24 protein-coding genes are annotated in these 22,844 nt (G+C 42.0%); 6 read left to right on the forward strand and 18 right to left on the reverse strand.

Annotated elements, in window-relative coordinates:
- Positions 1–24 precede the first annotated feature (24 nt).
- Complete coding sequence (locus JIG41_RS17310) at positions 25–933, forward strand: histone deacetylase (RefSeq protein ID WP_199525163.1); 909 nt, start codon at positions 25–27, stop codon at positions 931–933.
- A gap of 151 nt (positions 934–1,084) precedes the next feature.
- Here JIG41_RS17310 and cyoE read toward each other — a convergent pair whose 3' ends face one another.
- From cyoE to JIG41_RS17340, 6 genes are all read right to left on the reverse strand, one after another.
- Complete coding sequence (cyoE, locus tag JIG41_RS17315) at positions 1,085–1,969, reverse strand: heme o synthase (protein WP_036966514.1); 885 nt, start codon at positions 1,967–1,969, stop codon at positions 1,085–1,087.
- A 146-nt stretch (positions 1,970–2,115) separates the two neighbouring features.
- Positions 2,116–2,475 carry a cytochrome o ubiquinol oxidase subunit IV gene (gene cyoD, locus JIG41_RS17320; RefSeq protein WP_036966510.1) on the reverse strand — a complete coding sequence of 120 codons (360 nt, stop codon included), beginning with the start codon at positions 2,473–2,475 and terminating at the stop codon, positions 2,116–2,118.
- Positions 2,475–3,110 (reverse strand): cytochrome o ubiquinol oxidase subunit III, encoded by a 636-nt coding sequence (gene cyoC / locus JIG41_RS17325; RefSeq protein WP_036966507.1) that lies wholly within the window; start codon positions 3,108–3,110, stop codon positions 2,475–2,477. Before cyoC ends, cyoD begins: the two co-directional genes overlap by 1 nt.
- Entirely contained in the window at positions 3,107–5,095 is a 1,989-nt protein-coding gene (gene cyoB / locus JIG41_RS17330) for a cytochrome o ubiquinol oxidase subunit I (RefSeq protein ID WP_036966505.1), read from the reverse strand. Before cyoB ends, cyoC begins: the two co-directional genes overlap by 4 nt.
- Before the next feature lie 2 nt (positions 5,096–5,097).
- Complete coding sequence (gene cyoA / locus JIG41_RS17335; protein ID WP_065978653.1) at positions 5,098–6,012, reverse strand: ubiquinol oxidase subunit II; 915 nt, start codon at positions 6,010–6,012, stop codon at positions 5,098–5,100.
- Between the two features lie 236 nt (positions 6,013–6,248).
- Entirely contained in the window at positions 6,249–6,668 is a 420-nt protein-coding gene (locus JIG41_RS17340) for a hypothetical protein (RefSeq protein ID WP_036966501.1), read from the reverse strand.
- A gap of 415 nt (positions 6,669–7,083) precedes the next feature.
- Here JIG41_RS17340 and JIG41_RS17345 point away from each other — a divergent pair, with 415 nt between their 5' ends.
- Entirely contained in the window at positions 7,084–8,439 is a 1,356-nt protein-coding gene (locus JIG41_RS17345) for a M14 family zinc carboxypeptidase (protein ID WP_199525164.1), read from the forward strand.
- A 78-nt stretch (positions 8,440–8,517) separates the two neighbouring features.
- On the opposite strand, the gene nqrM is transcribed toward JIG41_RS17345, so the two are convergent.
- The 11 genes from nqrM to JIG41_RS17400 form a co-directional block, all read right to left on the reverse strand.
- The gene (gene nqrM, locus JIG41_RS17350) at positions 8,518–8,730 is read right to left on the reverse strand and encodes a (Na+)-NQR maturation NqrM (RefSeq protein WP_036966498.1); all 213 of its coding nucleotides are present in this window, start codon (positions 8,728–8,730) and stop codon (positions 8,518–8,520) included.
- Between the two features lie 78 nt (positions 8,731–8,808).
- Positions 8,809–9,840 (reverse strand): FAD:protein FMN transferase, encoded by a 1,032-nt coding sequence (locus JIG41_RS17355; protein ID WP_065978655.1) that lies wholly within the window; start codon positions 9,838–9,840, stop codon positions 8,809–8,811.
- A 115-nt stretch (positions 9,841–9,955) separates the two neighbouring features.
- On the reverse strand, positions 9,956–11,182 hold the full coding sequence (nqrF, locus tag JIG41_RS17360; protein ID WP_036966491.1) for an NADH:ubiquinone reductase (Na(+)-transporting) subunit F: 1,227 nt from the start codon (positions 11,180–11,182) through the stop codon (positions 9,956–9,958).
- Positions 11,183–11,199: 17 nt separating this feature from the next.
- Complete coding sequence (gene nqrE, locus JIG41_RS17365) at positions 11,200–11,808, reverse strand: NADH:ubiquinone reductase (Na(+)-transporting) subunit E (protein WP_016708692.1); 609 nt, start codon at positions 11,806–11,808, stop codon at positions 11,200–11,202.
- A gap of 10 nt (positions 11,809–11,818) precedes the next feature.
- Positions 11,819–12,451 (reverse strand): NADH:ubiquinone reductase (Na(+)-transporting) subunit D, encoded by a 633-nt coding sequence (locus JIG41_RS17370; protein WP_036966488.1) that lies wholly within the window; start codon positions 12,449–12,451, stop codon positions 11,819–11,821.
- The gene (locus JIG41_RS17375) at positions 12,451–13,203 is read right to left on the reverse strand and encodes a Na(+)-translocating NADH-quinone reductase subunit C (RefSeq protein WP_036966485.1); all 753 of its coding nucleotides are present in this window, start codon (positions 13,201–13,203) and stop codon (positions 12,451–12,453) included. The genes JIG41_RS17370 and JIG41_RS17375 overlap by 1 nt, the downstream gene beginning before the upstream one ends.
- Positions 13,196–14,398: an NADH:ubiquinone reductase (Na(+)-transporting) subunit B gene (locus tag JIG41_RS17380; RefSeq protein ID WP_036966483.1), complete on the reverse strand. Its 1,203-nt coding sequence runs from the start codon at positions 14,396–14,398 to the stop codon at positions 13,196–13,198. The genes JIG41_RS17375 and JIG41_RS17380 overlap by 8 nt, the downstream gene beginning before the upstream one ends.
- Before the next feature lie 4 nt (positions 14,399–14,402).
- Positions 14,403–15,746, reverse strand: coding sequence for a Na(+)-translocating NADH-quinone reductase subunit A (locus tag JIG41_RS17385; RefSeq protein ID WP_036969071.1), 1,344 nt, complete (start codon positions 15,744–15,746; stop codon positions 14,403–14,405).
- Between the two features lie 349 nt (positions 15,747–16,095).
- Positions 16,096–17,289: an enoyl-ACP reductase FabV gene (gene fabV, locus JIG41_RS17390; RefSeq protein ID WP_065978656.1), complete on the reverse strand. Its 1,194-nt coding sequence runs from the start codon at positions 17,287–17,289 to the stop codon at positions 16,096–16,098.
- Between the two features lie 109 nt (positions 17,290–17,398).
- Positions 17,399–17,710 carry a BolA family transcriptional regulator gene (locus JIG41_RS17395; RefSeq protein ID WP_074989043.1) on the reverse strand — a complete coding sequence of 104 codons (312 nt, stop codon included), beginning with the start codon at positions 17,708–17,710 and terminating at the stop codon, positions 17,399–17,401.
- Positions 17,711–17,781: 71 nt separating this feature from the next.
- Complete coding sequence (locus JIG41_RS17400) at positions 17,782–18,369, reverse strand: alpha-ketoglutarate-dependent dioxygenase AlkB (RefSeq protein WP_036966474.1); 588 nt, start codon at positions 18,367–18,369, stop codon at positions 17,782–17,784.
- Between the two features lie 42 nt (positions 18,370–18,411).
- Between JIG41_RS17400 and JIG41_RS17405 the strand changes: the two genes are divergently transcribed.
- From JIG41_RS17405 to JIG41_RS17420, 4 genes are read left to right on the forward strand one after another with little or no spacing between them, the layout of a single operon-like run.
- Positions 18,412–19,545, forward strand: coding sequence for a methyltransferase (locus JIG41_RS17405; protein WP_075594446.1), 1,134 nt, complete (start codon positions 18,412–18,414; stop codon positions 19,543–19,545).
- Positions 19,546–19,558: 13 nt separating this feature from the next.
- A complete protein-coding gene (locus JIG41_RS17410; protein WP_036966471.1) occupies positions 19,559–20,110 on the forward strand; it encodes a YajG family lipoprotein in 552 nt (183 codons plus the stop codon).
- Between the two features lie 2 nt (positions 20,111–20,112).
- Complete coding sequence (locus JIG41_RS17415) at positions 20,113–20,730, forward strand: peptidylprolyl isomerase (RefSeq protein ID WP_036966468.1); 618 nt, start codon at positions 20,113–20,115, stop codon at positions 20,728–20,730.
- 40 nt (positions 20,731–20,770) lie between these two features.
- A complete protein-coding gene (locus JIG41_RS17420; RefSeq protein WP_075594430.1) occupies positions 20,771–22,150 on the forward strand; it encodes an AmpG family muropeptide MFS transporter in 1,380 nt (459 codons plus the stop codon).
- Positions 22,151–22,267: 117 nt separating this feature from the next.
- Here the strand turns inward: JIG41_RS17420 and JIG41_RS17425 are convergent, their stop codons facing one another.
- Entirely contained in the window at positions 22,268–22,507 is a 240-nt protein-coding gene (locus JIG41_RS17425) for a helix-turn-helix transcriptional regulator (RefSeq protein WP_036966461.1), read from the reverse strand.
- Between the last annotated feature and the right edge of the window lie 337 nt (positions 22,508–22,844).

Genomic DNA, 22,844 nt, shown 5'->3' on the forward strand with positions numbered 1-22,844 from the left:
GCAAATCCCGTTATTAAATGAGTTATGTACTTAAACCCCCACTTACCCTTGGTATATCACCCTAATTATTCCTTTAGCTTCGATCCTAACCATCGCTTTGTAATGAGTAAATTTGCTTATTTATATGACCATGTTCATAGCCTTGGCCTGATCAGTGATAATTTAGTACAGCCGGTATTAGGCAGCCCCGCACCACTGGAGCTGGTGCATTGCGATGACTACATTAATGACCTGTGGCATAACCGCTTGGATGAAAAAGCCATGCGCCGAATTGGTTTACCTTGGTCTGAACAATTGATGGCACGAACATTCACAGCCCCACTTGGCACCTTACAAACCGCACGCCTCGCTTTAAAACATGGGCTTGCCTGCCACTTAGCTGGCGGCACTCATCATGCCCATTATGATTTTGGTTCGGGTTATTGCATGGTAAACGATTTAGCGTTCACCAGTGAAACACTGATAAAGAGCGGCGAAGTGACCAATGTGCTGATTTTTGACTTAGATGTTCATCAAGGAGATGGCACTGCAGCCATGCTCACCCATCAACCCTATGCGTATACGTGTTCGATTCATTGTGAGAAGAACTTTCCATTTCGCAAATCAGCCAGTGATCTCGATATTGGCTTAAACCCGGGTGTTAGCGATAAAGAGTACATTGCCATCGTTGATGATACGGTAAGTTACTTACTAAAAACCCTTAATCCAGATTTAGTACTTTACGATGCAGGCGTTGATGTATGGCAGCAAGATGGCCTAGGAAAATTAGATATAAGCTGGCAAGGTATTGAACAACGCGACCATTTAGTCCTTAAGCGTTGCCTTGAACATAATGTGCCTGTCGCAACGGTCATTGGTGGTGGCTATGATAAAGATCATCGCCGCTTAGCCGCTCGTCATGGCATTGTGGTTGAGCAAGCTGCACAGTTTTAGTGATACCACTTGTAGTCACACGAAAGATAGTGAGAGATTAGTTAAAAAATTGGTCTAACTCGTTTTTTAACTAACGAAACGAAAAAAGGCCCGGTGGAGAAAAAACCGGGCCTTTGCTACTGTAACATTGGGATATGTTAGCAACTTTTTTCTAAGTTAAAACCAGTAGCTGAGGAGCTACTGAGTGGTAATCTAAAGCCATCGCTATGCTCAAAACCGTAATATTTACTATCGAAAAAGCAAACACTTGGCGCGCCCAACCGCTTACATCAATATTGCGACGATAACCTCTGAGCGCCATAAGCAACCACCAAAAACTCGTTGTACAAGCTACAGCCATGAAAGCTAAACCTGTATAACCACTAATGGTTAATAACATCACAACCAACGCATACACGGCGATATATAAAACAATGTGATGCTTTGCCTTTTCGATCCCTTGCGCTACGGGTAACACGGGAATTCTGGCCGCTTGGTAGTCGTTATAACGAAAGATTGCAATTGCATATGAATGAGGCATTTGCCATAAACTAAACATTACCAATAAAATCACAGCACCGGCATCAAACTGTCCCGTTACCGCACAATAGCCCACCACAGGTGGAACTGCGCCCGATAAACTACCGACAAAGGTGCCATACACAGAACGACGTTTCATATATAAGCTGTATACACCGACGTAAATGACGTAACCAAACGTAGCAAATAAGAGTGCCACCACGTTGGTATAGACGGCTAATAATGTGAAACCAAAAACACCCAGCACGATGCCATGTGCCATAGCGGCCTTTGCTGACATTTCGCCAGTGACTGTGACGCGTTTGCGAGTGCGCGCCATTGCAACATCAATATCACGATCAATCACATTATTGATAGCGCATCCAGATGCCACAACTAAAGATAACCCAAGCAAAGTTGCGACCATTAACCATGGGTCAACATCGCCACGAGAGGCTAGCAAGAATCCCCCCGCAACAGAGATTAAATTGCCCATGATAATGCCAGGTTTAGTGACATTTAAATAACGTCGAAACACTTCCTCGACTCCTCTAATATTCTGCACAAACGCAAAATTACGAAAGAAACTAGCTAATAACAGACTGTAAGAACTGGAGACACAATCTCAAACTAACCAGCTCCTTTCGTAAATCTTTATATCAATTACATAAAAATAATTGTTATTTAATACATCATCATGGCGTTCGATTCGTAGATGATCCACACCGACAAACCAACCACCATCACGATAATTATGGCGCTGAAGATAAATGACAATGAGCTGGCTTTGCCGTCTTCAGTTTTAAAGCTTAAATGCAAGAAGTACTTTAAATGCACCCAAATTTGCACAACCGCCATCGTCACAATGCACCAGACGGTGGCTGGTTTTGAAAACGACCCACTCATCACAGCCCAAAATGGAATAGCCGTTAAAATCACTGACAACACAAAGCCAATAAAATAGTCTTTCATACTGCCATGTGATTGTGTGTCGTGTGCGTGTACTTCTAAGTTATTAATGATATGCGATTCACTGTGACTCATTACATTGCTCCCATTAAATAAACAACGGTAAACACACAGATCCACACCACATCTAAAAAGTGCCAGAACAAACTTAAACAACTTAAGCGTGTCACTGTTTGCGGGTTTAAACCACGACGAACAACTTCGATCATCATGATTGTCATCCAAATTAAACCCGCTGTTACATGCAGACCATGTAAACCGACTAAAGAGAAAAACGACGTTAAAAAGGCACTGTGTTGCGGGCCATTACCGTGCGCAATTAGGTGATGAAACTCATACACTTCCATACCAATAAACACAGCACCAAAAGCAAAAGTGACAAGTAACCAAGTTAATGTTGCTGCCTTTTTCTGCGAATGTGCAGAAATCATCGCAAAGCCAAATGTAATACTACTTAGTAGGAGTGCCGCGGTTTCAACCGCGACAAAATCAAGTTCAAAAATGTCTTTGCCTGACACGCCGCCGGCTGTGTTCATAAACAGCACGGCATAAGTTGCAAAGAAAGAAGCAAATAATAAGCAGTCGGTCATTAAGTAAAGCCAAAAACCGAATACCGTGTTGCCACCTGTGTCGTGATGCTCACTATCATGTGCTTCAACATGACCTTGAGCATTACTTAAGGTGTTTAAATCTGCAGTGATAGTACTCATGCATTCACCCCTTTAGTCGCGGCGGTATTGTGCGCCGTTTCAAGTTCAACAATTTCATCTGGTTGCACGTAATAATCAACATCAGTTGTGTAACAACGTTTAATAAATATCGCGATAGCACCCAGTAAACCAAAGGCTGCAAGCCACCATATATGCCAAATCATGGCAAAACAGAACGTTGTTAATGCACCGCTCATCAATACACCCGCTGGCGTATTTTTTGGCATGTGAATTGGGCTATAAGATGCTTCTTGTTTGTAAGCTAAGCCTTTTTCTTTCATGTCAGTCCATGCATCAATGTCATCAACATGGGGAATTTTTGCAAAGTTGTAGTACTGCGGAGGTGATGCAGACGCCCATTCAAGCGTATGACCATTCCATGGATCACCTGTTGTATCATCTAATTGCTCGCGGTTTTTAAAACTCACAACAAGTTGTACTACTTGGAACAAGATACCGAACATGATGATCACCGCACCGCCTGCTGCAATGTATAACCACATGTTCCAATCTGGGTTATTTGTGTGGTTTAAACGACGAGTCATACCTAAGAAACCAAGCACGTATAACGGCATGAATGCCACAAAGAAACCAATTAACCAGCACCAGAAAGATCTTCTGCCCCAGCGCTCGTCAAGTTTGAATCCCATTGCTTTAGGGAACCAAAATGCGAAACCTGCTAAGTAACCGAACACTGCACCACCAATAATGGTGTTATGAAAGTGAGCAATTAAAAATAAGCTGTTGTGTAATACATAGTCAGCACCAGGGATTGCAAGTAATACACCTGTCATACCACCAATGGTGAATGTCACCATGAAACCCAGAGTCCAAAGTACGGGCACTGTGATTCGTAAACGACCACGGTACATAGTGAATAACCAATTAAAGAGTTTTACACCCGTCGGCACTGCAATCACCATGGTCATGACACCAAAGAAGGCATTAACGTTCGCACTTGACCCCATAGTGAAGAAGTGGTGAAGCCATACGATGAAACCTAAAATAGAAATCGCACCACTTGCATAAACCATCGACTTGTAACCAAACAAACGTTTACCAGCAAAAGTAGAGATAACCTCTGAGAAAATACCAAACGCAGGTAAAATGAGAATGTAAACTTCAGGGTGACCCCACGCCCAGAATAAGTTGATGTACATCATCGCGTTACCACCTAATTCATTGGTGAAAAAGTGGAAATCGAGATAACGGTCAAGTGTCAGCATTGCAAGCACAGCAGTCAAAATTGGGAACGAGGCTGCAATTAAGATATTTGCCCACGTACATGCCCACGTAAAAATAGGCATTTTCATTAAGGTCATGCCGGGTGCACGCATCTTGAAAACTGTCACTAAGAAGTTAACCGACGTTAGCAAGGTACCTAAGCCGGATATTTGCAAGGCCCAGATATAATAATCGACCCCCACGCCCGGACTAAACGACAACTCGGATAATGGTGGATAGGCAACCCAGCCTGTTTTTGCAAACTCACCGAAAAACAGTGAAATATTTATTAATATCGCACCGCCAGCAGTTAGCCAAAAACTTAAATTATTTAAGAATGGGAAAGCAACATCACGTGCACCAATTTGCAGTGGCAAAATAATGTTCATTAGACCAATCATGAACGGCATCGCCATAAAGATGATCATGATCACCCCATGCGCCGTAAAAATTTGGTCGTAATGTTCAGGTGGTAAGTAACCACTTGCACCGCCCGTAGCCATTGCTAATTGTAATCGCATCATAATGGCATCAGCAAAGCCGCGGAATAACATAATAAGCGCAAGAATGATGTACATAACCCCTAAGCGCTTATGATCAATTGACGTGATCCAGTCGTGCCAAAGCACGCCCCATTTTTTATATTTTGTTACTAAGCCTGCAACTAGCAAGCCTAAGACAGCAACCACCGTCATGGTAACCATGATAATTGGTTCATGAAACGGGATTGCGTCTAATGTTAATTTACCTAACAACGACATGATTATTCCTCGTCCTCGCCGTGCCCTTTATGAGCAGAGTGCTCAGGCATTGCGTGTTGCATTGCACCGTGTGAGCCATGCGCTTGCATATACTTCATTACAATTGAATGAAACATATCTTTGTCGACACTGGCATAGTATTTAACTGGGTCGTATTCACTTGGCTTAGCTAGTTCAACATAGGTCTTTTTAGTAAGTGCAGACCCTGAATTTTTCACCTTATTTACCCATGCATCAAAGTCTGCTTGGGTTGGCGTGGCGATGGCATTAAACTTCATGCCTGTGAAACCTGCCCCACTGTAGTTAGCAGAGAAACCTTTAAAAGTACCCGGTTCATCAGCTATTAGATGCAGTTTGGTTTCCATGCCTGCCATTGAATAAATTTGGCTACCAAGCTGAGGTATGAAAAACGAGTTCATGGTGCTTTCTGAGGTAATCTTGTATTGAACAGGCACGTTAGCGGGAAACACCAACTCGTTGACTGTCGCAATGCCTTGCTCAGGGTAGATAAATAACCATTTCCAATTTAAAGACACCACTTCAACAGTGAGATGCTCACCTTTACCTTCTAGCGGTTTATAAGGGTCAAGCTCTTGCGTTGACTGCCAGGTGATCACACCTAAAATAACCACGATGATAATAGGAATAGCCCACACCACCGCTTCAATCTTGTTAGAGTGAGCCCACTTAGGAGCATAAATTTCTTGGTCTCGTCCATCACGGTATTTCCATGCAAAATAAATTGTCATGGCAATCACTGGGATTACAACAATCAGCATTAATACCGTTGCTACGATGATTAAATACTTTTCGTCGGCCCCAATTTGACCTTTTGGATCAAGTACCCCGCCTTCACAGCCAGTCAAAGCCAGCACTAAAGACGCTAGAGCAATATTACAAAGGTTACGAATTGACAAAGGAATATCCTACAACCTAAAAGTTAACACTTGTCGATAAGTACACGACGCTTTTCTGTAGCAACGAACGGCCACAGATATCCCTAGCCACATAACGAGCACAATTTATCGCCACGTTAAGAGAGGGAATAGTTAGGTCAGCTGACTGAAATTTGGACGTAGAAAGCCCACTAGGTGCTTAGTAAAGACAACTTAGAAAACGACTAAAATGGCTGAACTTAAGCAACAAAGCTTATTTACAGACAACCACTTACACGAGGAGGAGCACGACAGCCATGTGCGCTGTGTACTACTAAAGACTTTATCGTTTCACGTGCAGCGAAGGCCGCTTTACGTAAAATGACACCTGCACGACGCGCAGGAAAGAAATGGAAGACCAACCAGCATAAGCCAATTAATAATTGGCAAGACACCACGGGGTAAGCTAAAAAGCTCAATACATTAAGTAACGGTGTTTCATACAAAGCACCTTCGCTTAATAAACTTCTTAACTCATGTGCATCTTCTACCGCACCGTTAATTAGCATGGCTGAATTAATGATCAGCAAGGCTAAAACAGACAACAGTTCTTTGCCAGCAAAAAACGCACGCGCAGCTAATTGCAATCTAGCGAAACTAGATTGTTTAACACCTTGTGACGGATTAATTACTCGCAAAACACATGCCTTTTTATAACTTTGGCCGCAATAAAGGTAGACGCTCTACCCTATAATTAAGCGCGGCAACTTGATCTTCATCAATAAAGTTTCAGTAATTACTGAAATTTCGATGTGGAGTATAACAAAGTCAACGTACGGTACAAGTAGAATTTAACAGCACTGCGTTAAGCATTGTTTATTCAACTGATAAATAAATGTAAACAAACCCAAAATATGAAGCTAAGCATTTAAAAAAGCTAGAGTATTTAATATAGCAAAAAGCAATGCCTAAAAAGAAAATTGCATAAAAATGGCGTTTAAACACATACCTACTCAGTATCTACTTGTATTGTGTTACTGAACAAGGATTAGCCAAGAGAGCTAAAATATAATATTCTTTATTAAAACACGATTAAGAATAATAGAGTTATATATGTACCAGTATGCACTTACCACCGCCCTATTACTTAGCAGTTCACATGCATTTGCAAACAGCATTGAAGACACCAGAGTTCATGGATTCGATAAGCCAGCAATTTATTACAGCGATATAGAACCCCAACTAAAAAAAGCCGCTATGCACCCTGCAATTACTTTGCAACAGTTAGGTAGCTCATACCAAGGGCAACCAATAAATGCACTTGATATTGGCTCTGGCGCTATTAAAGTAATGATGTGGAGCCAAATGCATGGCGACGAAAACACCGCAACGGCAGCACTAATGGATTTTTTAACCTTTATCACAGCGCCTGAAAACGCGGCATGGTTAAAAGAGTGGCAAACAAAGCTTACACTGCACATTATTCCTATGGTTAACCCTGATGGTGCCGCCATTCAAACGCGTCACAATGCACAAGGGATCGATCTTAATCGTGATGCGAAAGCTCTGCGCACCCAAGAAGGGCAAATTTTAATGGCGGCTGCAACGCAATTTAAGCCTGATTTTGGCTTTAACTTACACGATCAAAATGCCTATTATGGGGCTGGCAAAAAAGGCAAACAAGCAACCATCTCAGTGCTCGCACCGGCTTATAATGAAGCACGTGAAGTTAATACCACGCGCGCAGAAGCGATGCAGTTTACGGCCCATTTAGCAGCCACGGTAGAAAACATGATCCCCGGCCACTTAGGCAAATACAACGACAGCTACTCATACCGCAGTTTTGGTGATACGTTTTCTGAAAAAGGGATTCGCACTATTTTAATTGAATCGGGTGCTTACCCTCAGGATCCAAACCGTCAAGTAGCGCGAAAAGTTAACCGTGTTCTTTATAAAAAGGCGATTGATTCTTTAGTAACGGGTGATTGGAAAAAAGCAACTGTAGCGCAGTATCATGCAATCCCATTTAATGCGAAAGATAATTGGGTCGACCTACTCATTGATGATGTGATGGTAAACAGTGAGATGGGTGACTACCAGATTGATATTGCCATAAATGATAAGGGTAGATTACCTACCATCAAAGAACTCGGCGATATAAGTAGTATTCGCCAAGGTTACCAGACATTAGATGCCAGCAAATTGAGCTTTAATATAGGCAACAGCTACATTATTACTAAACCAATCACATTGACTGACAGCACTTATAAGGCGTTATTAAAAGAAGGCTATAGCTGTTTCTCAGGTCAGGTGCATAAACTCACGAATAACTCACAATGGCCTATATATACGTGTCCAAGTGTGTTCACCTCGATTCCAACACTTCATGCTCCTGCAGCCTTTTTGCTAACAGCAAACCATGCAAATCAATATGCAGTCTTGGGTGCTAAATTAATTGGGTTGAACTAGGTGCCTATTCGAGAATAGAAAAGCGCGGGCATTAACGAGGGCATTAAAAAAGCGCCCTTTAGGCGCTTTTTTGTGTGGTTACAGAATTTGATTCTCTTTCCACGCTTGTTCTTTTGCCATGCGCTTTTTACGCTTGTCACATGGATCATCACAGTCACAGGCTTTATCGATACCCACGGCACCTAAGCCACCGCAGCTACTGGCCATTGATTTCTTTTGCACAATCATGCCCACAGCCATCGCTGCCACAATTAAAATAAGTAGACCAAAAGTAAGAAGAAAAAGTGACATTGCTTTGCCCCTATCGTCAGCAATTAAATCAAGCCCAGTCGACTGGGCTGCACGTATTATAAACTGCTTCTTGCTCTGCTACAAATATGGTTTAAAGGCAGGACTAGAATAAGTGACCAAGCCATTGTCTGACTTAGCAATTAAATACACTGGCAGGTCATGTTGTTCAGCGTATTTTTGTGCCCGCTCCATTCCCATTACCGTCAATGCTGTTGCTAAACCATCAGCCGTCATTGCCGAAGGGTGCAATACGGTAACAGACACCAAATCATGGCGGCTTGGCATACCCGTCACAGGGTCGATTAAGTGGCTATAGGTTACCCCATCCATCTCGTAGAAAATGCGATAATCACCCGACGTTGCAATGCCATTCGTGCCCGGCTCAATCACTTTATGTACTTTGCGCACACCCGGCTCAGCGTCGGGTTGTTCAATAGCGATTTTCCAGGTGATATTATCTGGCTTGATACCTGACACACGAAGCTCGCCGCCAATTTCGACCATATAATTTTCTAAGCCATGGCTTTCAATTACTTGCGCAACCTTATCAATACCGTAGCCTTTTGCTGTTGCTGAAAATGACAATTCTAAGCCATCCATCGTCTTCAGAAGACCAGCATCGCTTAACTGAAGCTTATCAACACCAATTTTCGCGACCATATCAGCCAGCGCTTCATCGCTTGGGCGTTTAGTCGGTTTCTTATCTGGACCAAAGCCCCATAAATCAATTAGTGGACCCATCGTCACATCAAGGGTTTTTGTAGATTCACCCAAACGAATAGACTCCGCAACGACCTGACGAAAATCATCACTGATCGGCATAACCTGCCCTGCAGGCAAGCGATTAAATTGATTAATTTCTGAGTCTGGAATATACGTCGACATAGATTGATTAACCTCTTTCAGCACTTGCTTAATTTCAGGGTGCAAATCAATCCCTTCTAGCTTAGAAGGTTCAGCAAATACTTTAATGTGGTATGTCGTTCCCATGGTCTTACCTTCAAGATAGAGCTCTTGGGCTTTATCTGCTTGGCTGCAACCAGCCATGAGTAAAGTAACAGTTAGTAGGAAAAAGGCCACAAAGCCTTGGCGATAAAACACTTTATTCATAGCAACTCACCTTTTGGATACCAATCGACAGTGGTATAGAAATAAAAAAGCCTCGTAACACGGTGTGCTACGAGGCTTGTATTCTAACCAAAACTAATTGTTTTGTGTATGGGTGTTAGCCACCGAAGTCATCTAATAAGATGTTTTCGTCTTCTACACCTAAGTCTTTAAGCATGTTGATAACAGCTGCATTCATCATTGGAGGACCACACATGTAGAACTCACAATCTTCTGGCGCTTCATGATCTTTCAAGTAGTTTTCATAAAGTACGTTATGGATGAAGCCTGTGTAACCTTCCCAGTTATCTTCTGGTTGTGGATCAGACAGTGCTGTATGCCATACAAAGTTATCATTTTCTGCTGCTAAGCCGTCGAAATCTTCAACATAGAACATTTCACGCTTAGAACGCGCACCATACCAGAAACTCATCTTACGCTTAGATTTTAAGCGCTTAAGTTGGTCAAAGATATGTGAACGCATTGGTGCCATACCTGCACCACCACCTACGAATACCATTTCTGCATCAGTGTCTTTCGCGAAGAATTCACCGAATGGACCAGAAATAGTAACCTTATCGCCTGCTTTAAGTGACCAAATGTACGACGACATTTTACCACATGGAAGGCTTAGGTCTCTTGGCGGCGGCGTAGCGATACGCACGTTAAGCATAATAATGCCTTCTTCTTCTGGGTAGTTAGCCATTGAGTAAGCACGAATTGTTTCGTCGTCTACTTTAGACTCCAGATCGAAGAAACCAAAGTGGTTCCAGTCGCCACGATATTCTTCAGGAATATCGAAGTCAGCGTATTTAACGTGGTGCGCAGGGGCTTCGATTTGAATATAACCACCGGCACGGAACGGAACTGATTCGCCATCAGGAATTTGTAACTTAAGTTCCTTGATAAACGTTGCTTTGTTATCGTTTGAGATAACTTCACAATCCCACTTCTTAACACCGAAAATTGACTCTTCAAGTTCAATTTCCATGTCGTTTTTAACATTAACCTGACACGCTAAACGGCAGCCTTCACGGGCTTCACCTTTAGAGATGTGATCAAGTTCTGTTGGTAAGATATCGCCGCCACCTTCTTTAATGTGTACACGACACTGGCCACATGAGCCACCGCCACCACATGCAGATGATACGAAAATACCTGAATCAGACAGCGCGCCTAATAGCTTGCTACCTGCAGATGTTTTAATAGCTTTTTCTGGGTCGCCATTAATACCGATGATGATATCGCCGCTTGCAACTAACTTAGATTTAGCACCAATGATGACTAAAACTAGTAGTACAACGATAGCGATGAAAACACCAACACCTAAGAAAATCTCATTCATGATTTATCCTCGCTACCTTAAAGTGAAATACCAGAGAATGACATAAAGCCAAGACCCATAAGACCAACAGTGATGAAAGTAATACCTAAACCACGTAAGCCATCAGGAACGTCTGAGTACTTCATTTTTTCACGGATACCAGCAAGTAATGTAATTGCTAGTGCCCAGCCCACACCTGAACCGATACCATAAACAACAGACTCGCCGAAGTTATAGTTACGCTCAACCATGAAAGATACCGCACCGAAGATTGCACAGTTAACTGTGATCAAAGGTAAGAAGATACCTAACGCGTTGTATAGTGCAGGGAAGAACTTATCTAATGCCATTTCAAGAATTTGTACAAGTGCTGCAATAACACCGATAAATGTCAAGAAACGTAAGAAGCTAAGGTCTGCTTCTGGGTAGCCAAGCCACTCTAATGCACCCGGTGCAAGAACAGCGTGGTAAACCAAGTTATTTACTGGTACTGAAATACCCAATACCACGATAACTGCCACACCTAGGCCGATTGATGTAGTTACTTTCTTTGATACTGCAAGGAAAGTACACATACCTAGGAAGAAGGCTAAAGCTAAGTTTTCAATGAAAACCGCTTTTACAAATAAACTAATATAATGTTCCACTGCTCGCCCCTTACGCTTTTGCTTCTACTTGGTCTTTCTTAACGGTACGAAGTACCCAAATGAATAAACCAATAATGAAGAATGCACTCGGTGGTAAAATCAATAGACCCATTGGTTGATACCAGCCACCATTTTGTACAAGTGGGATAATATCAACACCGAATAGTGAACCTTTACCGAATAACTCACGGATGAAACCAACCGTTAATAGCACGACTGAGTAGCCTAAACCATTACCGATACCGTCTAAGAAAGACATCAGTGGTGGTGATTTCATTGCGTATGCTTCCGCACGACCCATTACGATACAGTTAGTAATGATTAGACCAACGAATACAGATAGCTCTTTTGCAGTTGCGTAAGAGAATGCCTGTAAAACTTGGTCAACAACGATTACCAGTGACGCAATGATCGTCATTTGCACGATGATACGTACAGATGATGGGATCTGGTTACGAATACATGAGATAAAGAAGCTAGAAAACGCAGTTACAAGTGTCAATGCGATTGACATGATTAGTGCATTTTTTAAGCTTGATGTAACCGCTAGCGCAGAACAAATACCAAGTACTTGAAGTGCGATTGGGTTATTTGCGAATACCGGGCCAAATAGGACCGACTTCATTTCTTTAGTATCAGCCATTATTTCAACGCTCCTTCACGTACTTTCGCAAGGAATGGACCAAAGCCATGCTCGCCAGTCCAGAAGTCAACTGTATGATCAACACCGTTTGAAGTTAACGTTGCACCTGAAAGACCATCGATTTGATGTTCATTGCTCGCACCGCTCTTCATGATATTGATTGGTAACTCTTTACCTTGCCATTTAGCAGTCCATTGTGGGTTTTGAATCTCACCACCAAGACCAGGCGTTTCATTGTGCTTGAAGAAATTGATGTTCTTAACAGTTTCACCATCGCTCTCAAGCGCTAAGAAGCCATACATTACACCCCAAAGGCCGTAACCTTGGATAGGAAGAATGATTGCATCTGTAGAACCATCTGCTTTTTTCGAGATATAAACAGGTGAATTTTTCGTCATACGCTGGATACCCGCGATGTCTTTAATTCCTTCTGCTTTCAACGCAAAGCTACGCGCTTGGTCGAATTTAGATTTCTCGAAATCAAATGAGTTAGGATCAACACCCTCAACAAACTCACCTGTGCTCATGTCTACTACGCGTGCTTCAATTTTTGAGTTGAAGGTATCTGAAACAGTACCCGAAACTTCAATGTCTGCAGCCGCTAAGATATTACGCTGAATATCTTGTGTTTTGTTAGCTTGCTGTAAAGGACGAAGCTGAACTGAAGCAAACGATACGATGATTGCACACACTAAACATAGTGCAACAACAACGGTTAGCGTTTTGCCGATTGATTCGTTATTACTAGACATTACGTGCCAACCTCCGCTTGATATTAGCTTGCACTACAAAGTGATCGAATAATGGCGCAAATAAGTTAGCAAATAAGATTGCTAGCATCATACCTTCTGGGAATGCCGGGTTAACAACACGGATCATTACAACCATAAAGCCGATTAACGCACCGTAAGCGAACTTACCTTTGTCTGTGAATGATGCAGATACTGGGTCTGTTGCCATGAAGAACATACCAAATGCAAAACCACCCAATACTAAGTGCCAGTGCCAAGGCATAGCAAATACAGCGTTCGTTTCAGAACCAACCGTGTTTAGTAAGAATGACGTTGCAACCATACCTAGGAAAACACCTAGCACGATACGCCATGAAGCAATACGCACATAAATCAGGAATAAACCACCGATTAATAGTGCAAGTGTTGATGTTTCACCAACAGAACCTTGAATGAAACCGTAGAATGCATTCCACCATAGTTCCATGTTGCTGTAATCAAGTGAGCCAACAACTGCCTGACCTAGCATAGTTGCACCAGAGAATGAATCTACTGCTGTCCATACTGTGTCACCTGAAATTTGTGCAGGGTATGCGAAGAATAAGAACGCACGACCAGCAAGCGCAGGGTTTAGGAAGTTACGACCTGTACCACCAAAGATCTCTTTAGCGATTACAACACCAAACGTAATACCTAGCGCAACTTGCCATAGTGGAATCGTTGCAGGCAGGATTAGTGCAAATAATACAGACGTTACGAAGAAACCTTCATTTACTTCGTGCTTACGCACTGAAGCAAATAATACTTCCCAGAAACCACCGACAATAAATGTTGTCGCGTAGATTGGTAGGAAGAAGCAGGCACCGTAAAACATTTTCGCGCCCCAACCTGATTCAGCAGATAATTCACCGCCAAACAATTGGAACAGACCAACTTGCCATGAGTTTGCTAGTTCAAAACCTTGTGCAAGCGCACCTGCGGCCTGATGACCGATGTTGAACATACCAAAGAACATAGCAGGGAACGTCGCCATCCACACTAAAATCATCATACGTTTTAGGTCGATGTTATCGCGAACGTGTGTTTTGCCTTTATTTACGTAACCAGGCGTGTAAAAAATAGTCGCTGCAGCTTCGTAAAGCGCATACCATTTTTCGTGTTTACCACCCGGTTCAAAATGCGGCTCAATATCTTCTAGAAATTTCTTTAAACCCATCTCTCTAGCCTTCCTTCTCGATCGTAGTCAAGCAATCGCGTAGGATTGAACCGTACTCGTATTTACCTGGACAAACGAAGGTACATAACGCTAAATCTTCTTCATCAAGCTCTAGAGCACCTAACGTTATAGCACTATCAAGATCACGTGCGATTAAGTCACGTAGTAATAATGTAGGTAAGATGTCTAAAGGCATAACACGCTCATAGCTACCAATTGGAACCATGGCACGCTTAGAACCACCTGTCGAAGTCGTCATGTTGAATAGACGGCTTGGCGTTAGGTGAGATAAGAAGGTACGTGTTACTGAGAACTTGTCAGAACCTGGCGCAATCCAACCAAACAATTCTTTTTCGCGACCTTCAAGTAATACAGATACTTGAACATGGTAACGACCTAAGAACGCATGTGGACCTTGTGAAATAGAACCTGATAAAACAGAACCAGAAATAACACGGTTATCACCGTCTTCTAATTCACCAGCGACTAAATCATCTAAAGAAGCACCTAACTGAGTTTTCACTAAGCGTGGGTTTTTAACACGAGGACCTGCAAGCGAAACAACACGATCTGTGAAGATTTCACCTGTTAGGAATAAATTACCAAAGGCAATAACGTCTTGGTAACCTAAGTGCCAAACCTGCTTGCTAGCAGAAACTGGGTCTAAGTGATGAATGTGTGTACCCACTAGGCCTGCCGGGTGTTTGCCACCAAACTCATGTACTTCTACTTGAGGGATTGATGAACTAGGCACTTGGCTACCAGCGTGTTTACAAACAAATACTTTGCCGTCAGTTAAACGAGATACCACCGCTAAACCCGCTTCAAATGCTGCAGAATTCTCAGCAATAATAACTGCAGGATCTGCAGCTAACGGGTTAGTGTCGATAGCCGTTACAAAAATAGAGCTAGGATTTGCATCCAACGCAGCTATTCTGCTGAATGGGCGAGCACGAAGTGCTGTCCATTGGCCTGACTGAACAAGTACTTCTTTCACTTTTTCACGGTCTAAGCTCGAAAGCTCGTCGGCCTTGAAAGAGTCAAAGGTGATTTGCTCACTGCCATTAACTTCAATAACAACAGATTGCAGCACACGTTTAGCACCACGATTAATTTCTTTAACTACCCCAGAAGCTGGTGCAGTAAATAATACGCCTGGGTTCTTTTTGTCTTCAAAAAGTACCTGGCCTTTTTTGACTTGGTCATCCACGCGGACATGCATGGTTGGACGCATACCAATATATTCTTCACCTAGCACAGCTACACGTTTGACGGCAGAGCCATCATGAATAACTTGCTGAGGTGCGCCCTCTATCGGTAAATCCAGACCTTTTTTTATGTTGATCATACGCACTTGCATTACATTAACGGAAAGAAACTGAAAAATCGTACCAACTACGTCGCTCTTTGATATGCTCAAGTCAAATTCTTAGTATCGAAGAACAGCTTGTTTAACACCCCAAACAAGCAACGCAGTAAACTCCTCACATATATTGCCCGAATTTTAACATCAATCAGGGTGACTATGCGAGAGCAAATATTAAATTTATACGACTGATGTGATTATTTAGACTACAAAATCCATTTGAATAAAATTCAATATAGACCAAAGTGCTATTGATGCCGTTTTATTTTAGAGAAAAAACAAAAAAGTCGCTTAAAAAAGCGACTTTTATAAATTTAACGTTTTTTATCGATTAATCGATCAACTGAGAAATTTCAACAACAGGATTCACATCTTGCTCGTAATCAACGCTGTCGATACCAAAACCGAATAAACGTAAAAACTCATTATGGTAACCCACGTAATCGGTTAATTCGTCAATCGTTTCTGTATCAACGGTATCCCAAACATGTTGTACACGTGCTTGCACATCGTCTTCCAACTCTTTGTAGTTTTGGAATAAATGACCACCGTCATCAAAACGAGGCGTGTCGCCGTAAAGGTTTTCAGTAAATAGCGCGTGAATTTGCTCAATGGTGCCTTCGTACGTACCGTCTGCTTTCATTACTTTGAATAATGCAGAGATATAAAGTGGCATAATTGGAATTGCCGAGCTTGCCTGCGTTACCACAGCATTTAAAGAAGACACATACGCTTCGCCATTTAAGTCTTTTGTTGACTCTTTAATCGCTTGCGTTGCACGGTCAAGGTCTTCTTTTGCTTTACCAATTGTCGCATGACCGTAAATTGGCCACGTTAACTCTTTACCAATATAGGTATACGCTGTTGTTTTGAAGTTATCAGCAAGTACATCGGCTTCTTTTAATGCATCAATCCACATTTCCCAATCTTCACCGCCCATTACTTTAATTGTATTGTCGATGTCTTCTTGGCTTGCCGCTTCAACCGTTACTTCATCAATCACACGCTTAGACGTATTTAAGTTTTTAGTCGTGATATCTGAACCGATTGGCTTTAATGTAGACGAATATGTCTCACCCGTATTTGGGTCTGTACGACGTGGTGACGCTAAGCTGTAGATAACTAAATCAACTTTACCTAAGTCTGCTTTGATAGTCTCAATTGCTTTTTGCTTGATTTCATTTGAAAACGCATCGCCATTGATGTTTTTAGACCACAGACCAGCTTCTTCCGCAGCGGCTTGGAATGCAGCGGTGTTGTACCAGCCAGCAGACCCTGTTTTACGTTCTGCCCCTTCTTTTTCGAAGAAGATACCTAAGGTGTTTGCGCCGCCACCAAATGCAGCCGTAATACGTGATGCTAGGCCGTAACCTGTTGACGCACCAATGACTAATACATTTTTAGGTGCATTGCTTAGTGGTCCTTGCGCTTTCACATAATTAATTTGTTCTTGTACGTGCTCAGCACACCCTACTGGATGCGCGTTAGTGCAGATAAATCCACGAATTTTAGGCTTAATGACCATTGATCATCCTATATCTATCACAATAAAAATTAGCGCTAGTTTAAAGGCTAATAGTAAAAATACAGGTCTGATCAGTCATATAAAATATATAACTGATCACACCATCCAATTAATCAAACTTAGAACCGCCCATACACGCAGGTGATTCAGGCGCTTGCCCTTGATGTTGTGCAAATTCATCAGGCGTAAACGTGTGTATCGCTAAAGCATGAATATGATTAGCAAGCTCATCTTTTAGTAACTCATTTATTTGACGGTGACGGGCTAGTAAGCGCTTACCTGCGAACTCTTCACTCACTACAATCACTTTAAAATGTGAATCAGTGCCGCGACTATGCATATGACTTTCATTAACAACATTCAGGTGCTTGCACTGAATACCCGCGGCGAGCTTTTGCTCAATTTGTTGTTGCATTGACATCTGTCATAAACCTTTTAGCAAAATAATTGAGCGTTACTATATCAAGGGGATGGTTCATTTTTCCAATGATTTTACATTATTGATCTAAAGGTCAGGTTAATTCGAGGGTGCTTAAGCTTTTGCTGCTTAGGTAAACTATGCAGATAATCCCGTTGGCTTGTGCCATTCATTACTAAGCAACTGCCACTTTGCAGCACGATACTCTGTTGCTCATTGGTGTGTTTATGTTTTATTTTGAACACACGCTCAGCCCCCAGCGAAATAGACGCAATCGTCGGTTGCTTGCCAAGTTCGGGTTCATCATCACTGTGCCACCCCATACAGTCGTGGCCATCTCGATACAAATTAACCAATAAAGCATTAAAAGGTATCTGTAACTGCGCCGTTAAACGTTTTCGCATGGCATCCAGCACATCAGGCCAAGGTTCAACAATCAATTTTGATCCTGAGTAAGCGTAATTAACGTTTTCATCAGCAATAAAACATTGCAAGCGTGGGATAACATGGCGTTTGCCATACACCGTAATTTCGGGCTGTTGCCAATGTAGGTTTTGCTCTAAGTAATAAAATAAGTCGAGGCTTTTTTGGGCACTAAGAGCTTGGGCCTGATAAGAAAAGCCATTTGGTAGATGATTAGGGTTGGCGTTTGGCTGTTGCATGTTAGAATTTACCTATACTTAAATACTTATCGTAAAAACATGATGACCACCCAAGCACAGCTCGGTGATAGCACCTATACCCTTGAACGTTTTCCTTTAGATCAAAAAAATCGTAGCCTCCAGGCCTGGGACTCTGGTGATGAGTACCTAATTGATTATGTACATGAACACCATTCACACGCAAATTCTGTCCTTATTCTAAATGACAGCTTTGGGGCATTGGCATGTGCATTTAACCAGTTAACCGTTTATTCAGTTAATGATTCGTATATTGCCCATCAGGCCACCCTTTATAATTTAAACGCCAATGAGTTAAAAGCGGATTCGTTAACGCGCTTAAACTCACTTGAGAGTTTACCAAACCACGTTGATTTAGTGATCTTAAAAGTGCCACGAAATTTAGGCTATTTGCAACATCAATTAGCAGCGATTAGTGCAGCATTACCTGCTGGTATTGATGTAATAGCCGCGGGAAAAACTAAAGAGATTCATAACTCGACAATTAAAGCGTTTAGCCAGTTTATCGGTGAAACAACAACCAGCTTAGCAGTAAAAAAATCACGCTTAGTCATAAGTAAAACAAGTGGATTAGATAAACACGCTGCATTTCCGGTTAGCTGGCCACTGGAGGGCAGCGAATTTGAAATTCAAAACCACGCAAATGTTTTCTCGCGCGATTCATTAGATATCGGCGCCCGCTTTTTCTTTAACTATTTACCACAAACCAGTAAAGCGCGCAGTATCATCGATTTAGGTTGTGGCAATGGTGTGGTGGGTTTAATGGCTTTAAAACGTTGCCCTAAAGCACAGCTTACGTTTGTTGATGAATCGTATATGGCAGTTGAGTCAGCACGACTCAATGTTGAAACTAATTTACCCGAACAACTAGCACACTGTGAGTTCGTGCAAAACGACTGCTTAACCGATTTTGCAGCGAATAGTGTTGACCTGGTGTTATGCAACCCACCTTTTCATCAGGCGCAAGCTGTCACAGACCACATTGCTTGGCAGATGTTTAAACAAGCTAAACAGACGCTTAAACCTGGCGGCGAGTTAAGAATAATTGGTAATCGTCATTTAGACTATCATGAAAAATTAAAGCGTATGTTCGGCAACTGTAAGTTATTAGGTTCTAATAAAAAGTTTGTCGTGCTTAGTGCGATTAAAAATAATTAATGGAGCAATATAAATGAGAAAAATACTTCCTTTATGTGCGGTGCTTTTGCTGGCTGCGTGCAGCAATCAACCAAATCAGTTAATTTTAAACCCCGTATATCAAAGCGGTAAAATCACTCAAATTAATAGTAATGTGAGCACCAGTGTCATTGATTTACGTGGTGACAATGTGACGTTAAAAATTATTGAATCAGATAAAACCAAAACGCTTGCAAGCCCAGGTATTACCGACTCTGTTAAAAGTGCACTTGATAGCGCGTTGAGCCGCAATGGAGTCAGTATTTCTAATCTTGCCACCACGCGTTTCGAAATTGATATCCATAAATTACAAGCCGTGGTCACTGAAAAAATGATGACTCACACCAGCGCCGCAAGCATCGAGTTTGGTGTGCGAGTTATCAGAAACGACAGTAGCTTCAGTAAAGTCTACCATGGCAATGCGAACCTTGAAGGCCCTCTAAGCCATGACCGAGCCAAAATTGAGAGTCAGCTGAATAAGTTGACTGAACAATTAATTACCCGCATTGTATCTGACCCAGAATTAATCGCCTATTTAGAAGGTTAACTATGAAGCGCATTTTATTACTTAGTTTTATTTTATTATTTGCTCACAGTTCATTCGCGGCAACTGAAGGTAAATTTATTCAAAAAGACAACATGTTTCCACGGGTCGAAATAGTGACCACGTTGGGAAGTATTGTTGTTGAAATGGACCGCTCTCGCGCCCCTATAACGGTCAATAACTTCTTAACTTATGTGGCCGACGGCAGCTATCAAGGAAGCGTGTTTCATCGCGTTGAACGTGATGAAGATAATGAACGCGACTTTGTAATTCAAGGGGGGGGTTACGATAAAGACTACGACGGTCTGCACGAGAACGACCCTATCTTCAACGAGAGCGGTAACGGTCTAAAAAATGACATGTACAGTATCGCCATGGCCTACCAAGACCGCAAACCGCACTCAGGTACACGTCAATTCTTCTTTAACATGGATGACAACGATCACTTGAATCCGGGCCGTGATTGGGGATTTGCTGTGTTTGGTATGGTTATGGATGGTTATGAGACCTTAGACAAGATCATGCGTGTTGAAACTGCATTCAATGAAAAAATAGGTTACAGCTTTGTGCCTAAAACCCCTGTCGTTATTTTAAATGTAAAAGTACTCGAAGCTAATCAATAATAATTAGGGGGCTTGGCGCCCCCACAAACACGGCAACACTATGACAAAAACCCTTTCAATCTCAGAGTACTTTTCGTACTTCAAAGACAAACGTCTGATCAATATTTTTATCTTCGGCATTAGCAGTGGCTTTCCTTGGGTACTGATTGGCTCGGTAATGTCAGCATGGCTGAAAGATGAAGGGTTAAGCCGCAGCATGATTGGCTTATTTGGCATTGTGTTTGGTGCATACAGTATTAACTTTTTATGGTCTCCGTTGGTCGACCGCGTAAAGTTGCCAGTATTATTTAAATGGCTTGGCCAGCGTCGCAGCTGGATTTTGCTTTGTCAGTCAGTGATTTTTATAGGCACCTTTTCACTGGCAGGACTAGATATCAAAGCGAACCTTTGGTTTGCTGCTGCACTGTGTTTAGTTATCGCCATTGCCTCTGCCACTCAAGATATAGCCATTGATGCGTTTCGTATTGATACGTTAAGCGAGGATGAAAGCCATAAAGCGACCGCAGCCGCCGCTATGGCGACATCAGGTTGGTGGAGTGGCTACGCACTATTAGGTGCCCTGCCCTTTTATATGGCAGATATTCCATCCATTGACTGGCCCCAAGTTTATTTTTTCTTATCCGTTGTCATGCTGCTATTAATGAGCAGTGTGTTTTGGGCAAAAGAGCCTGAATCAAACCGTGAAGTTGTCCAAGCTGAACTTGAGCACACCTACCAGCAAAAACTCGCTGGGGGACAGCAAACGCGATTTGCCAAAGTGCTTGCATGGTTAGCGGTAACCGTTTTTGATCCATTTAGAACCTTCTTTGCACGCAACGGGGTAAAAACCGCGCTCGCGCTACTAGCGTTTATCTTCTTATTTAAAATAGGGGAAGCATTTTTAGGGCGCATGTCTATCGTGTTTTACAAAGAGATTGGCTTTAGCAATAGCGACATCGCTACCTTCTCAAAAGTGGGTACCGCTTTTCTTACTATCGCTTTTACTTTCGTAGGTAGTCTATTCAATCAGCGCTACGGCATTGTAAAAGGCTTATTTATCAGTGGTATTGCAATGGCTGCTTCTAACCTAGCCTTTGCATGGATTGCCGTGGCAGGCCCTAAATTAAGCCTATATGCGTTTGCTATTATTGTTGATGGCTTTACACAAGCTTGGTCACTCGTTGCCATGGTGGCGTTTATATCAATGCTCTGTGACCGAGCCTTCAGTGCAACGCACTACGCCTTGCTTGCCTCATTAGGAAATTTAGGCCGAACTCTACTCTCAAGCTACAGTGGTGTGGTGATTGATGACTGGTTATCAGGGAATTGGGCACTGTTTTTTGTGCTTACTGCCGTTATGGTTATTCCGTCGCTGGTATTTTTATTCTTAATACGCCACAAACTTTATGCATTAGAAAGCAACTATCATAAGAGCAATTAACAAATTAAGAACGTATGTGATTAAATGTAACCAGTATTTAGAGGGGTCTTAAATAGTGCATCCATGCACTATTTGCATTACTACGCACGCTAAGGGCTGCCTGCGTGTAATGAATAATTAAGCTTCTTTAAGTAAGTTAAGACCTTCGTATGGGTCCACTTCTAGCGCATCACAATAGCGCATAAATTCGATTACATCTAAACGACGTTCTTGGTTTTCAATTTTACCAATGAACGAATGCGGCGTACCTAAAACCTGTGCTAGGCTACGCATTGTATGGCCTTTCTCATGGCGTTTAGTTTTTAACCATTTTGTTAATTTTGAGTTTTCTTCAGAAGAAACTGTTTTACCCATCATAAAATACATCTCCTACTAGATGATTCAAGTTAATAAATTTAGAGCGAAATTTTGCCCGTCTCACTCTTGGACACATTATATACTAATAACTTTTTCTGTGAACGGTTAATTATACAAATGTCCATTTTTTAGGTATAGACCGGTTTTGTGAACAAGTCTAAGTTTAAGCTAAAATTAAAGCACAAGCTCTATTATTAGTTGCTTAACTGTACCAAAAAATCGATCAATTGGAACCTTGTAAAATTGAAAATATAACTTTAAAAATTGCATACTTATGCTTAAAGTGTATGTAAATACTGAAAAAGGCTAGGAAATGTTTCGTATATTATTTTTGTTG

The sequence above is a fragment of the Pseudoalteromonas sp. bablab_jr011 genome, from assembly GCF_016464045.1.
Taxonomy (GTDB): domain Bacteria; phylum Pseudomonadota; class Gammaproteobacteria; order Enterobacterales; family Alteromonadaceae; genus Pseudoalteromonas; species Pseudoalteromonas lipolytica.

Excerpts from the sequence above, each read along its gene's own strand:
- JIG41_RS17310 (WP_199525163.1), top strand. The coding sequence starts at position 25 with ATGTACTTAAACCCCCACTTACCCTTGGTATATCACCCTAATTATTCC.
- cyoD (WP_036966510.1), bottom strand. The coding sequence starts at position 2,475 with ATGAGTCACAGTGAATCGCATATCATTAATAACTTAGAAGTACACGCA.
- cyoC (WP_036966507.1), bottom strand. The coding sequence starts at position 3,110 with ATGAGTACTATCACTGCAGATTTAAACACCTTAAGTAATGCTCAAGGT.
- cyoB (WP_036966505.1), bottom strand. The coding sequence starts at position 5,095 with ATGTCGTTGTTAGGTAAATTAACATTAGACGCAATCCCGTTTCATGAA.
- JIG41_RS17345 (WP_199525164.1), top strand. The coding sequence starts at position 7,084 with ATGTACCAGTATGCACTTACCACCGCCCTATTACTTAGCAGTTCACAT.
- nqrM (WP_036966498.1), bottom strand. The coding sequence starts at position 8,730 with ATGTCACTTTTTCTTCTTACTTTTGGTCTACTTATTTTAATTGTGGCA.
- JIG41_RS17355 (WP_065978655.1), bottom strand. The coding sequence starts at position 9,840 with ATGAATAAAGTGTTTTATCGCCAAGGCTTTGTGGCCTTTTTCCTACTA.
- nqrF (WP_036966491.1), bottom strand. The coding sequence starts at position 11,182 with ATGAATGAGATTTTCTTAGGTGTTGGTGTTTTCATCGCTATCGTTGTA.
- JIG41_RS17370 (WP_036966488.1), bottom strand. The coding sequence starts at position 12,451 with ATGGCTGATACTAAAGAAATGAAGTCGGTCCTATTTGGCCCGGTATTC.
- JIG41_RS17375 (WP_036966485.1), bottom strand. The coding sequence starts at position 13,203 with ATGTCTAGTAATAACGAATCAATCGGCAAAACGCTAACCGTTGTTGTT.
- JIG41_RS17380 (WP_036966483.1), bottom strand. The coding sequence starts at position 14,398 with ATGGGTTTAAAGAAATTTCTAGAAGATATTGAGCCGCATTTTGAACCG.
- JIG41_RS17385 (WP_036969071.1), bottom strand. The coding sequence starts at position 15,746 with ATGATCAACATAAAAAAAGGTCTGGATTTACCGATAGAGGGCGCACCT.
- fabV (WP_065978656.1), bottom strand. The coding sequence starts at position 17,289 with ATGGTCATTAAGCCTAAAATTCGTGGATTTATCTGCACTAACGCGCAT.
- JIG41_RS17395 (WP_074989043.1), bottom strand. The coding sequence starts at position 17,710 with ATGTCAATGCAACAACAAATTGAGCAAAAGCTCGCCGCGGGTATTCAG.
- JIG41_RS17400 (WP_036966474.1), bottom strand. The coding sequence starts at position 18,369 with ATGCAACAGCCAAACGCCAACCCTAATCATCTACCAAATGGCTTTTCT.
- JIG41_RS17405 (WP_075594446.1), top strand. The coding sequence starts at position 18,412 with ATGACCACCCAAGCACAGCTCGGTGATAGCACCTATACCCTTGAACGT.
- JIG41_RS17410 (WP_036966471.1), top strand. The coding sequence starts at position 19,559 with ATGAGAAAAATACTTCCTTTATGTGCGGTGCTTTTGCTGGCTGCGTGC.
- JIG41_RS17415 (WP_036966468.1), top strand. The coding sequence starts at position 20,113 with ATGAAGCGCATTTTATTACTTAGTTTTATTTTATTATTTGCTCACAGT.
- JIG41_RS17420 (WP_075594430.1), top strand. The coding sequence starts at position 20,771 with ATGACAAAAACCCTTTCAATCTCAGAGTACTTTTCGTACTTCAAAGAC.
- JIG41_RS17425 (WP_036966461.1), bottom strand. The coding sequence starts at position 22,507 with ATGATGGGTAAAACAGTTTCTTCTGAAGAAAACTCAAAATTAACAAAA.